The following is a 14,061-nucleotide window of genomic DNA, read 5'->3' on the forward strand; positions in this document are numbered from 1 at the left end:
ACAATTTTATATTAATTAGGTACTACAATTTCTGCATTGATACAGCTAAAACTTTTCTCAACATGTGCGCCTATTTTTGGCCAATTAAAATATTTTTGCAAGCATTATTTTTGCACCGCACAATAAATTTTACTACAATATATTATCTAACATTATTTGTTTTTGATTTTGTTACTAAAATGCTATATTAGCTAGTATTAGTAAGATGTTAACTTTATGGCATATTATCAAAAAGGATAAATTTTGCCACCTCACTATGGGAGATTTAAGTATGAGCCAAGATGATTATATTGCAAAGCAAGAAAGAGCAATATCCTCTATTACCTCATTACTCACTGGCTTACGTAAGCTCAGCTTATTACATATCGATATTAATCAAGAATCCATTAGTAAGTGGCAAGAAGATAATATTACGCCTATTCAAAAAGATATTCTTAAAGTTCCAACAGTAGAAGATTGGCGCGAATATTTGGCAGATATTCCACAAAGACTTACCCTATTTTGGGATACATTACGCCAACGTGGTGACAATACCCTTACCTATCAAGCTGAAGATCGTCCTTTATTACTAAAGTTTGATTACGAAGTATTAATTGATGGTAGAGATTTAGCTGAACCTTGCAACTATGCTTTATTAGAAATCAAACCGCTACCTGGCCAAGTTATTAATGAAAAATTACAACCTATTGTGGTGGTTGATCCAAGAGGTGGTCATGGGGCAGGTATTGGTGGTTTTAAAGAGGACTCTGAAATTGGTGAAAGCTTAAGAGCAGGTCATCCTACTTATTTTATTTCTTTTACTTATAGCCCAGTAAAAGGACAAACCTTAGAAACCATTACAAAAGCACAGGCTGTTTTTATTGAAGAAGTGATTAGACGCCATCCAAAGCATGATAAACCAATTATCATTGGTAATTGTCAAGCAGGCTGGGCAATTATGCTGTTAGCTTCAGAACGCCCTGAACTGCCTGGTGGTATCATTATTAATGGAGCACCCCTAGCCTATTGGTCTGGAGTAACAGGTCGCAATCCAATGCGTTATGCAGGTGGATTAATGGGCGGTGCTTGGGGAACTCGACTCGCAAGTGACTTAGGTAATGGCCGTTTTGATGGTACATGGTTAGTCACTAATTTTGAAAACTTAAATCCCGCTAATACTTTTTGGGGTAAATACTATAACCTTTACTCAAAAATAGACACTGAGCCACCTCGTTTCCTAGATTTTGAACAATGGTGGGGCAATCCTGTACTTTATAATAGTGAAGAAATTGAAGCGATTGTTGATGAGCTATTTATTGGTAATCGCTTAACCAACTCTGGCCTTGGTGGGCAAAATAAAATTTTCCGTAATATTGAATCGCCCATTATTGTATTCTGTTCATCAGGTGACAATATTACCCCTCCACAACAAGCATTAAACTGGATTATTGATGTTTATCCAAATGACCTAGACTTAAAGAAAGCGGGTAAAACCATTATCTATTTACAACATCATAGTGTTGGTCATCTTGGTATCTTTGTGTCTGGCACAGTTGCGCGTCGTGAACATCGACAACTTATTGCTTCTTTAGATGCAGTAAAAGCATTACCTCCAGGACTCTTTGAAATGATCATCAAAGATGTGAAAGATAAAAATGGCAAAATTATAGATCATAAAGTTGTTTTTGAAACACGTAGTATTAAAGACTTACAAACAGGTGATGCCGACGGTAGAGACGATGAAAAAGTATTCTCTTTAGTGAGTCGTATTTCAGAAACCAATAGTAACCTTTATGAATGGTTAATTCGTCCCATCTTACGCCTGTCTATTAGTGAGCCTGTCGCGCAGTATTTAAGAGATGCTAATCCATTCCATGTCAATCAAGTAGCATGGAGTAGTATTAACCCGATGACTTGGTGGCTACCAGGAACTGCTGAGATGATAAAAGCTAATCGTCGCCCAGTACGTGCTGATAATCCTTTATTAGCGTGGCAAGAAGCACTTTCTAACAACATTACTAATGTATTAGATGTATATCGCGATACGCGAGACTCTACCCAAGAAATGTGTTTTTACACGGTATATGGCATATTGAATGCGTTAACTAATTCTCATGCTAACTATTTAGAACAAAGCACCATCAATCAAAGTAAAGAACTAACACATCGCCTTGAAAACTCACTAACCCAAGGTAATGTTCAAGATGCAACGATACGTATTCTACTTTTACTCGCTAATAAAGCAGGCATGGTTGATCGTGACTTCCTTGCAGGATTTGTGCAACACTATCGTGAGACTAAAAACTATAATCCATTAACTGATAGAAAAGCATTAAGAGAAATTATCAATCTACAAAGCTTACTTGTATTTACCTTACCTGAGGAAAGTTTAAATACATTAACCAACTTATTACCTTCCATAGAGGTTCGTAAAGAGGTGTTAGAAAGTGTCGCTATATCTGAACCAGCCCTCATTCAAACCAATGATAAAACACAAGCGTTATGGTTAAAGATTAATGATATTTTATTAGGTGAAGCGGCTAAATCTGTGCCTGCTATAAAAAAAGTTGCTCCCGTGAAAAAAGCTGTTACACCAGCTAAAAAGAAGGTAACTAAATCGGCTAAGCAAACAGCTACTAAACCAACAATGGCTCAAAAAGCTAAACCTAAAGTAGCAAAAAAATCTGTTGCAGACACAGCTTCTAGCAAAAGAACTACGACTAAAGTAGCCAAAATAACAACAAAACCCAATGATTCTACAAAGAAAAAATAACTTGTAATAAATAGCCACATAATGGAGATGAAATTCACTTTCATCTCCAGCTATTTTCTTATACAATGAAGAGATGATTTAAACTCTTAAACACAGTGTGTTACACGCTCTTCGGTAGTTTTTTATTATCCCAGATCAATAATATATTAAGTAAATAAATTACCAACTGATCATGTTCGTCAGATCAATAATATTTTGCCGTGATTGTGTTTAGCTATAGCTATAAAAGAAATAACTATGTCAACCACAATAATAAGGGTAAATTATGAGCAAAAAAATAGCATTAGTAACTGGCGGTATGGGTGGTATTGGTACTAGCATTTGCCAACGTCTTTATAAAGATGGGTTTAGAGTTATTGTTGGTTGCTCTGTAAACTCACCAAAGAAAGATGAGTGGTTAGCCAAGCAAAAAGCTCAAGGCTTCGAATTTGAGGCACTTGCCTTTGATGTTAGCGACTGGGACTCCGTAACTTCAGCATTTGAAAATGCTAAAGAACAAATCCAAGGTATTGATGTATTAGTAAATAATGCTGGTATTACCCGCGATGGTACCTTTAAGAAGCTAACACCTGAAAAATGGTATGCGGTTATCAACACTAATTTAAATAGTGCTTTTAATGTAACTAAACAAGTAATTGATGGCATGTTAGAAAAAGGTTGGGGACGTATTATTAATATCTCCTCAATCAATGGCCAACGTGGTCAGTTTGGTCAAACTAATTACTCTGCCGCTAAAGCAGGTTTACATGGATTTACCATGGCTCTAGCAAAAGAAGTAGCCAGTAAAGGAGTGACTGTAAACACTATTTCCCCTGGCTATATTAAAACTGAAATGACCGCTGCTATGCGTCCTGAAGTTTTAGAATCAATTGTTGCTGGTGCGCCTGTTGGGCGTTTAGGTAATCCAGAAGAGATTGCTGCGATGGTAGCCTTCCTTGCATCAGATGATGGTGCTTATTGTACGGGTGCAGACTTCTCTGTAAATGGCGGAATGAATATGCAATAATGGCTGTTGCGATTCTTACTAACAACAAATTTTAATTAAAATATATTTATCTAACATAGGAAATCGATATGTCTAAAGATGTTGTGATTGTGGCGGCCACACGTACACCGATAGGAAGCTTCCAAGGCTCCTTAAAAGATGTTTCTGCTGTAGATTTAGGTGTTACTGTTATTAAATCTCTTCTCGAAAAAACCAAAGTAGCTCCTGAACAAGTGTGTGAGGTAATTTTAGGACAAATTCTTACTGCTGGTTGTGGGCAAAATACAGCTCGCCAAGCCTCTATCAAAGCAGGTATACCTTACACAACACCAGCCATGACAATTAATAAAGTGTGTGGCTCAGGCCTTAAAACAGTTCATCTTGCTACTCAAGCTATTCGTTGTGGTGATGCTGAAATTATTATTGCAGGTGGTATGGAGAATATGAGTTTGGCTCCGTACCTTGTAACAGGCTTACGTAATGGACTTAGAATGGGACCTGGTAAAACCATCGATACTATGATTCAAGATGGCTTATGGGATGCATTCAATGACTACCATATGGGTATTACTGCTGAAAACTTAGCAGAAAAATATAACATTAGCCGTCAAGAGCAAGATGAGTTCTCCTTAGCATCACAACAAAAAGCTGTTGCTGCTGTTGCTGCTGGTAAATTTAAAGACGAAATCACACCTGTACACATTCCACAACGTAGAGGTGATAGTGTTGTTTTTGATACAGATGAACAACCTCGTGCTAGCACTACTATTGAAACATTAACGCGTTTAAAACCAGCCTTCAAACGAGATGGCGGTACAGTAACAGCTGGTAATGCATCAACTCTAAATGATGGTGCAGCAGCAGTCATGTTAATGACAGAAGATAAAGCTAATGAACTAGGGTTACCTATTTTAGCCAAAGTAACTTCCTATGCGAGCGCAGGTGTTGATCCAGCAATTATGGGGATTGGCCCAGCAGAAGCTACTAGAAAATGTTTAGCTAAAGCAGGTTGGAAAGCTGAAGATCTGGATGTTGTTGAAGCTAACGAAGCTTTTGCTGCTCAAGCCATTGCTGTAAACAAAGAACTAGGTTGGGATACTAGCAAAATCAATGTTAATGGTGGTGCAATCGCATTGGGTCATCCTATTGGCGCATCAGGTTGTCGTGTACTTGTTTCATTACTTCACGAAATGCAACGCAGTGATAAAAAGAAAGGGTTAGCGACCCTTTGTATTGGTGGTGGTATGGGTGTAGCTATCGCTGTTGAGCGTTAATCCTTACCCTATCACACAATGGATATCTTGCTACAAGGATGTAGCATTTTCCGCATACACAAAATAAAAGAGTATATTTTATGGAAACACAAGATACACTTGCTACTTATTGGTCAATCCAAACGCCTTTTGTAACATCCATTGCAATTGAACAGTTACGCTTGTGGACTACAACATCCTCTTGGTTTAAAGAATGCGATACTAGCCATTGGTTTGAAGTAGATCAAACTAAACTAGAACAATTACAAAATGATTATCAAGCAGAATGTGTGAGTTTAGGTAATCAGCTGTTGAATTTACAGCCTTTTAATTTTACAGATAGACGATTTAATTCAGAAAATTGGAATACCCCCCTTTTTGGCTCTGTTGCTGCTTTCTATCTATTAAATAGCAAATTCATGTTATCGCTGGTAGATTTACTTAATATTGCGGACAAAAAAGCAGCTGAACGCATGAAGTTTCTAGTTGAGCAAACAATTTCCGCTGCTGCGCCAAGTAATTTCTTTTACACTAATCCCGATGCATTAGAAAAAGCCATGCAAACCAATGGTGGCAGCTTAGTTTCAGGCTTAATGAATCTACAACAAGATATGCTCGAGGGCAAGTTACGCCAATGTGATAAAGATGATTTTGAAGTAGGTGTCAATCTGGCGATTACAGCAGGGGAAGTAGTTTTCCAAAATGAGTTTTTTCAGCTTATCCAATATGCTCCAAAAACTCGCACGCAATATGAAATACCTATATTGATTGTACCACCTGCTATTAATAAATTTTATATTCTTGATCTACAGCCCCATAACTCTTTTATTAAGCATCTGGTTGAACAAGGACATAGAGTTTTCTTAATGTCCTGGCGTAACCCTGATAATTCTATGGCTAGCAAAACATGGGAAGATTATTTACAAGAGGGTGTAATCACTGCTATTCGTGTCACCCGAGCCATTTCAGGTGTACATGATCTTAACCTATTAGGCTTCTGTATAGGTGGCACTTTATTAAGCTGTGCACTTTCTGTATTAATTGGTCGAGGTGATTCACAACCTAACTCGTTAACACTATTCACTTGTTTCCTTGATTATGAGGACACAGGGCCTATTAATGTCTATGTAGATGAAGCACTTGTGGACTTCCAAGAAAACACCATAGGTGGCAAAAATGGTACTGTTGGTATTTTCCGTGGTGAAGATATGTGTAATACCTTTTCTATTCTGCGCCCAGATGAACTTTGGTGGAACTATACTACTAGCAAATATTTAAAAGGTGAAAAACCCAGAACCTTTGATATCCTTTATTGGAATAATGACAGTACTAACATGCCAGGCCCTATGTACTGTTGGTATCTACGTCATACATATCTGCAAAATGATTTAAAATCTGGCGAGTTAAAATGTAAAGGTATACCTGTAGATTTTACTGTTATTAATACACCCACTTATCTATATGGATCGGAAAAAGACCATATTGTTCCTTGGAAAAGTGCTTACGCTTCTACTAAACTACTATCAGGTCCAATACGTTTTGTATTAGGTGCATCTGGCCATGTTGCAGGTGTTATCAATCCCCCTGCCGATAATAAACGTAATTACTGGACAAATGATAAGCTCACTAAAAATCCTGATGATTGGCTCAAAAAAGCAGAAAGGCATGAAGGGAGTTGGTGGCCAGATTGGTTTGCTTGGATTAATCAACGTGCTGGCAAAAAGACAGCCGCTAGCAAAGTACTAGGTTCACCAGAGTACCCAACAATTGAACCAGCCCCTGGTTCTTATGTCAAAAGTTAATAGTCAGTTTACTCTTTGAAAAGGCTCTAATTTTAGAGCCTTTTTTATTTATTCATAGCCAATTACTTGATGATCATAGATAATTACTACTTTTAATTGCCTGCTATTTATTACAATGAGTAAAGTACTTACCACGCCTTTTGCCAGACTTAAACTAGATCGTTACCCTACAGATAGCCATCCCTCTTTACAAGCGTTTGATGCTGCTGATGAATACTTACTCAACGAGCTAGCTACTATCAATCCTGCAAAAGGCAGTAGCATACTTATATTAAACGATAGCTTTGGTAGTCTTGCTTGTAGCTTAGTTAATCAATTGTCTATCAGCAGCTGTGGTGACTCTTATCTAGCAGAACGCGCACTTTATAATAACCTTGCTGAAAATAATATTCCCTTATCTACCATTAACTTTATACCAAGCACTGAATTATTATTAGGGCAATTTGACGTGGTTCTGATTAAAATACCCAAAACTCTTGCTTTATTAGAAGAACAATTAATCCAACTGCAACCACATATTACAGCCGATACCTTAATATTAGCGGGAGCAATGATAAAACACTTATCAAAAACTGCTAGCGAATTAATAGAAAAATACATCGGCTCTGTACAAGCTTCTTTGGCTGTAAAAAAAGCCAGATTATTACGCGTAACACCAACCCATAAAAAACTAGCAAAATCACCTTATCCTAGTTATTACAAGGTTGAAGAATTAAACTTAACACTGGTTAATCACGCTAATGTATTCTGCCGTGAAGGACTGGATATAGGTTCAAGGGTATTGATGCCCTATTTAACTTACCAACCAAACTTTATTAACGTCGCAGATTTAGGTTGTGGTAATGGCATCTTAGGTATTATTTTCGCACTCAATAATCCACAAGCTGAAATTATATTAGTTGATGAATCCTATATGGCTATTGCTTCTGCAAAAGCAAACTGGCAACAGGCACTTCCTAAGCGCTCAGTAACTATCAAAGTAGCTGATGGTTTATTACACCAAGCTAATAATTCTTTAGATTGTATACTTTGTAATCCACCCTTTCATCAACAACAGGTGATTGGTGACTTTATTGCCAAAAGAATGTTTAAACAGGCTAGAGATTGTCTGAAACAACAAGGAGAGTTATGGATTGTTGCCAATAGGCATTTAAATTACTATCAATTACTTAAAAAATTATTTAGACAGGTTACAACTATTACTCAGACTAATAAATTTGTAGTACTAAAAGCTACAAAATAAAGTACAAATAAATAATCTAAAAAAAATGGTAATTAACATCGCCAATCAATTAAGAGATCAAAAGACCTCTTGATAGTAAAATATTTTTGCTTGATCTTATAACAGTTTTACAGACTACTACATCCTTGAGTCCAAACATCAATACCATTAAAATTAGAAGTTTTTGTACCCGATTGATTAACCGTCATTGTACTTCCAGCGTATTTTTTTAATCTACCAGTAGAAGTAGCAGTTGCCGTTATTGTATAAGTCGTTACTGTATTAACAAGACTTACAGTAAAATCCGCGGTATTTGAACTACCATCAATAGGAATTACTTTAATAACAAGGCCATCTTTTACATCATCATTAGAATAAGAACCATACTTGATATAATACTGATTCATTAATGCATCAGCCTGCATTAACCCCGCTTTACCATTATCACAAGCCGCTCTGATTGTATAATTAGCATACATAGGATAGGCGATAGCAGATATAATTGCCAAAATAGCCACAACAACAAGTAACTCTACTAAGGAAAACCCTTTGGTTTTTTTCATATTTATCTCCATACACCTACCAATATTTAAGAAAGGGTCTTAAGTGTTTAAGACCCTTACTCCACTAATTAAATCTCTGGATCAAATAAATCGGTCCAACTCATTTTTTTGTATACAGCAGTTGTACTTCCTTCATATTCTTTCCATTGGAATGGTTTACGATTACCATCCTCACTACCAGTTGCCAAATCTTCGTAGTTCCAAACAGGCGTACACCAATTTCCTTCACAATAAGTATTGACGCCTGGTGGAATACCTATAATAACACTACTTCTGAACAATGAATCGCCAAAATATGATTCACCTGTTACTAAGTTAAATCCATAAGCGCGTTGCCAACCACTTGCTAAGCGACAGGTAGAAGCACTATTTGGGTTAGGTACATAGGTATTAAAGAATACACTTGCTTCCTCTCTATTTTGGTTAGTGACATTCCGAGCCGCTGACATGCTGGAAATCATTTTCTCACCCACACCATTACCTGTCAAACCACTAGGATCTGCTGCACCAAAATTTACATAGAAACCATATTCATTAAAGGCTGCTTCCAAAGAAAGACTATTACCTTCATCTTTAATAGTATCTGATGTTACCTGCGCCATTAAAGCCTCAGTTAATACTGTATTATCTCCATCGGATGCTCTCACATTAAACCGAAATGAATAGAATTTATCTTTGTTATAGGTCACTAAAGGATGACCAAGATAACCAGTACCAATATTAACGGAGTATTTACCTTTGTTTGCTGAGTCTACAAACTCATAAACAGCGGGTGGCATATAAATACGTTGTGCTAGGGCTTTATCTCCTGAAGCTCCCACTCTGGCAATAACACCATTCTCTCCTACAGGTTTTATAGCGCCATTGTCAATGGTGAAACGCCATAGTTGCCCACCCATATCACCAACAAAGATATCACTAATTAATTTATTACCACTGCCATCTACCTCTCTTTCCACAGTAGTAACTGAACTAGGTATACTATATTTCATGTTGCTGTAAGCGCTTTGGTCTGCTTTCCAGATTATACCTCCTGTAACAGCATCTAATATATAGATTTCATTACCCATATAATCAACAGTTCTTTCGGCCATATCATCTTGTTGAGGATCATAACCACCACCAAAGATAACTACATTTCTTACCTCTGTACCCACTTGCATTTTACCTGTCACTGGCGTTGACCAAGTATAACCAAGATTATTAAATTGATCACCTTTATTACCTTCTATTTTCCATAATAATGAAGGTGACGTTTTACTACTAATATCAATAGCATATAATGCACGACCGCCACGACCTGTAGCCACATAAGCAATTGCCCTTTCACTATTGTTTACATAGCCATCATTATCTTGATCATCATGATAGATATGGACAGTTCCATCTAAAGCATAGAGTCTTGGCACATCAAGACCAATCGTTTTTCTTTCCTCTAGCTCGGGGATGATTGGTAACATTTCACTTGGAATAATAGCATATAACTGTTCTCCATTAGTTACATCAAAGGCACGGAAGAAACCATCATTACCAGCAAGTAAAGCCACTTGTTGCAAACCTGTTCCTAAGAATTTAGGCTCATTATAATCAACAATTTCATTGCCTTTATCATCAACCTTATAACTAGCATCACAAGAAATAGGGTCTGCATTCTCTTGGCCTTTGACTGAACATTGACCATAGTTTACAAAGTTTACTGCACTATGGGCAAAATCACCTAGTCTAAGATCTTTTTTGTCAATAATGGTATCTACACTCGCTTCACCATCTCGAGTAAAGGCAAAACCGCGTAGGAAGTTAACATAACCCTTAGTTAATTTAACAACATCATCGTCTTCTTCTGTAGATACTTGCATATCATCAGGTGTTATTTTAGCTGCCCCTGATGCTGCCACATTACTAGCTTTGAAGTCGATGAGTGTATTGCCTTTCATAACATACATATTACGATTATCTGGATTATCGGCTAATTTACCTAACACACCGCCACGATGAACATCGCCTCCATCTCCTGTGACTACCGTGCCATCATCTTCTATTTGTACTTCGCCAGTATACCACCAGCTAGTCGTTTTAGGATCAATGAAATAATAACCATCTGAAGATTGAAATACTGCTTCCACGCCTTCTGAATCCACTAAAATTGCTTTTTGACCTTGTGTAGTATAGCTAGTACCATCATCATTTCTAATGGTCACTGTTGTTGGCTTATATACTAAACCAAAGCGCTTCATATTTCCTGCCCAATGGTTACGATTAGAGGGCTCCATTAATGAATAATAGATTTCTCGACGTTGGATATAGCGATTTTCATTACTGATAGCCACCTGTCCACTGGTATAGTTATAGAAAGTGCCTTTAGCTGTATCCATAATATCCATAAATGCATTTACTAAATCATTGCTAGTTTCAGCATAGAAATAGCGACCTTTATTAGAAATACTGTTAGCATTAACTAAGCGCTGTAAAAATTCACCTGCACTTTTACTACCAAAAGCAACAGCGTGGGTAGTAACCCAATTCTCTCTACCATCATCATTCAAGCCTTGGCTGGTAGTTGACATAAAATTGACCAGTGCTTGACCACACATTTGTGAACTTGAACCATCTGATCTACCATTATATTCACAACTTGTAGTTGATTTATTATAGGGTCTACCTGTATAAGATACTAAACCTTTACGCCAGTTAGTACCATTCACATTAGCACTACCATCAGACATTAATACCAAATGTGTCGCCTGACAACTGCTTAATAATGGACTAGGTTGTGGTTGGCCATTCCAATAGAACGTACCTTGATAAGGACCTGTAGGTGCATTACTACTTGGATAATTGGATATATAACGTGCCGCATCTAACATTGCAGGCATGGTCGGTGTTTGTGCCACAGTTGCTTCTTCTTCATTAACGGCATTCACAATCCTGCGACGTATTGTTAAGCTATTGGGCGCCATTAGCTCCTGCCTAGCAGTAAAGGTTATTTTCATCGCATTAGCATAACCAGTATCATAAGGTTTAAACTGCATATTTCTACTGGGTGAATGCAGGAGAACAACTAGCCCATTACCATTTTGCCAACCATTTTGCTGTATCTTTGCCCTCATTAAATTAGTGATATCACATTGCACTGGAACATCGCGAGAGTTAGCAGGAATAGTACAAGTACTGGATACAGCGAACGGTGTTCTTTGTCCTAAATCATTTCTAGCAACTTTAAGCCGCTCTGCAGATACCGCATTATCCAAGGAGATTTGTATTGTACCTCCATAATTATTATTAGGAACTAGTTGCAATGTAGCTTCAACCAAACCCTTATCAGCTAAACTATCAGTACCTGCTGCTACAGGATTTTTTATTAATAAATTTGAAAAATAAGCACCTACTCTATAGTTACTGTAAGCATATAGAATATTACCTGATAATGTTGGTGTATTACTGCTACTACCTGTTTGATAACCATCAGCACTACGAGAAGCTAAAGATTCCTCCCAGGTTTTGGTCATACATCCTGTTTCACCACCCGTATACTCAAACTCTAATACTGGACGGAAGCTTGAGCTTTGATCATAGGTAAAGGCAGATCTATAACCATTACCTGATTGGTGTTCTAAAAAGAAAGCAACAGATTGACCACCACACCATTCTTGAGCCTGTACAATTTCACTTAAAACATTAGAAATATCAGGTGTTTTAACATATTTTGTAGCTAAATCATCACCTGCATTCGTTTTCCAAATTTCAGTTATTGACCAAGAAGTACTACTACTTGTTTTATTTCTTTTGGTAAAGTCATCACTTGTAGCATTAAACTCTTTAGCATCACCTGTTTTTTCACCTGTAATTCTTAAAGTAACAGGCTTATCATTCCCCCCAGCAGGTATCATTTTAATTGTAGCCTTAGTAATAGTCGCACCTTGAGGGATATAAACATTATTAAAACGTACAGCTGCAGTGGACGTACCTGTTTGATTAGAAGTATAAGTAAGTTTTAACTTAGGTGCTGCTGCGCCAATGGTATGATATGGCTTGGAATAAGCTGTAGCACCGCCTGTCCAAAATCTAATGGCTAAGTCAGCCATTGGAGCGCCTGAAGCAGCTGCATCTGATTTAAAATTATTTCTGTAAGTCGAGGCAGAGTCTTTATCCGTTGTAGAAATACCAAGCGCTTCTTGAATGGCTGTTGTAATATTAAGGGTAATTTTCTTATTTTCTTGCCACCAACAATAAGCTCCATCCTGAGGAGATCCCCAAGCGGAATCTGCATCTCCCCCTATATCATTATTCCAAGTAGTCTGATTTTGTCTTACACCCCAGTATCTTGAGGAATAACCAGTTGACCCTGATTTAAGATAAAAATTAAAATCACTTGTGGTGCCTGATGTATTATAAATAGGTGAATCCACATTAGGAGCAGGGAAATTTCTCGCTGAAGAGACACGCCAATTAAGCCATTCTGCTTCACCTTTATAACTATAACTATTTACAGTACAAAAAGTATTCCCATTACTCTTATAGAAACCATCTTTCTTTGGAGTAATTATTAAATGAGCTTTCTTAATCGTAGCATCTGAGGGAATATTCACCCCTTTAAAAATAAACAATGCTTGATCACCATAACCTGTTTGGTTATAGCCAGTACCATTTAAACCTGTGATAACATCACGACTTTCACCATCAACTATTTCTTTTTCTATAATATGATTTCTTTTACCACTACCAGTACCAGTGGTGTTGAATATACTGGATTGACAAAACTCTGCCTCATCATCCAATACAAGCGAACAAACATAACTAATTGCGTTTGAATAAGTAAAACTATCATACGCTGATCCTGATTGTACTCTAGGTAGCAAGAACAAAGTGTTATAACGATCTACATCTAGATCAAATTCCCTTTCTACATTGTTATAATCTGCCCCAATATCACCCATTAACATCACATTACTGGTAACAGAAACATTTTTTCTAGAGCCATTAATGGTAGGCTGATGAGCATCATCTAGCCCATTCGTGGAACGAGCTGCGGTTTCTTTTATTGAGCCATCATCAAGTGCATCAATATCAACAACTGGATAAACTAATTTTGCAGCTTTACCTACACTTGTATCCGAACCAACTGTGATATGTGGGTATTTCATTACCCCAACACGTACCCCTCTCAACGAAGTATTAAGTAATGTTTCTGTTACCGCATCTCGAAGACCTTCAATTCTTCTCGTACTAGTACCATTGATATTGGTATCACGCATTGATGTAGAATAGTCCAATAAAAATATAATATTGGGTTTAGCCACATTGGTGTACTGCTCTGAACCAAAAAATACTTCACTATCATCAGCGTAAGTTATACTTGTATGTAAGATAGCACTGGCTATCAACATTGTAGAACTCGCTACTTTAAATTTATTCAAAATCATATTGCCATCCTCAGACGCTATGAAATAGCTAGAAATCAACTACAACTTATTTTCTAACTAAAAT

7 protein-coding genes are annotated in these 14,061 nt (G+C 37.1%); 5 read left to right on the forward strand and 2 right to left on the reverse strand.

Annotation, left to right across the window (positions count from 1 at the left end; translation table 11 throughout):
- Positions 1-271 precede the first annotated feature (271 nt).
- From JHT90_RS12255 to JHT90_RS12275, 5 genes are all read left to right on the forward strand, one after another.
- Entirely contained in the window at positions 272-2,752 is a 2,481-nt protein-coding gene (locus JHT90_RS12255) for a DUF3141 domain-containing protein (protein WP_201091388.1), read from the forward strand.
- A 265-nt stretch (positions 2,753-3,017) separates the two neighbouring features.
- The gene (phbB, locus tag JHT90_RS12260; protein ID WP_201091390.1) at positions 3,018-3,758 is read left to right on the forward strand and encodes a beta-ketoacyl-ACP reductase; all 741 of its coding nucleotides are present in this window, start codon (positions 3,018-3,020) and stop codon (positions 3,756-3,758) included.
- 68 nt (positions 3,759-3,826) lie between these two features.
- The gene (locus tag JHT90_RS12265) at positions 3,827-5,011 is read left to right on the forward strand and encodes an acetyl-CoA C-acetyltransferase (RefSeq protein ID WP_201091391.1); all 1,185 of its coding nucleotides are present in this window, start codon (positions 3,827-3,829) and stop codon (positions 5,009-5,011) included.
- Positions 5,012-5,091: 80 nt separating this feature from the next.
- Positions 5,092-6,792: a class I poly(R)-hydroxyalkanoic acid synthase gene (gene phaC, locus JHT90_RS12270; protein WP_201091393.1), complete on the forward strand. Its 1,701-nt coding sequence runs from the start codon at positions 5,092-5,094 to the stop codon at positions 6,790-6,792.
- Between the two features lie 115 nt (positions 6,793-6,907).
- The gene (locus JHT90_RS12275) at positions 6,908-8,035 is read left to right on the forward strand and encodes a methyltransferase (protein WP_201091396.1); all 1,128 of its coding nucleotides are present in this window, start codon (positions 6,908-6,910) and stop codon (positions 8,033-8,035) included.
- A gap of 107 nt (positions 8,036-8,142) precedes the next feature.
- On the opposite strand, the gene JHT90_RS12280 is transcribed toward JHT90_RS12275, so the two are convergent.
- The gene (locus JHT90_RS12280) at positions 8,143-8,577 is read right to left on the reverse strand and encodes a type IV pilin protein (protein WP_201091398.1); all 435 of its coding nucleotides are present in this window, start codon (positions 8,575-8,577) and stop codon (positions 8,143-8,145) included.
- Positions 8,578-8,645: 68 nt separating this feature from the next.
- The gene (locus JHT90_RS12285; protein WP_201091400.1) at positions 8,646-13,997 is read right to left on the reverse strand and encodes a pilus assembly protein; all 5,352 of its coding nucleotides are present in this window, start codon (positions 13,995-13,997) and stop codon (positions 8,646-8,648) included.
- Positions 13,998-14,061 lie beyond the last annotated feature (64 nt).

Origin of the sequence: Entomomonas asaccharolytica (genome assembly GCF_016653615.1) — a bacterium.
In the GTDB taxonomy this organism is placed as follows: Bacteria; Pseudomonadota; Gammaproteobacteria; order Pseudomonadales; family Pseudomonadaceae; genus Entomomonas; species Entomomonas asaccharolytica.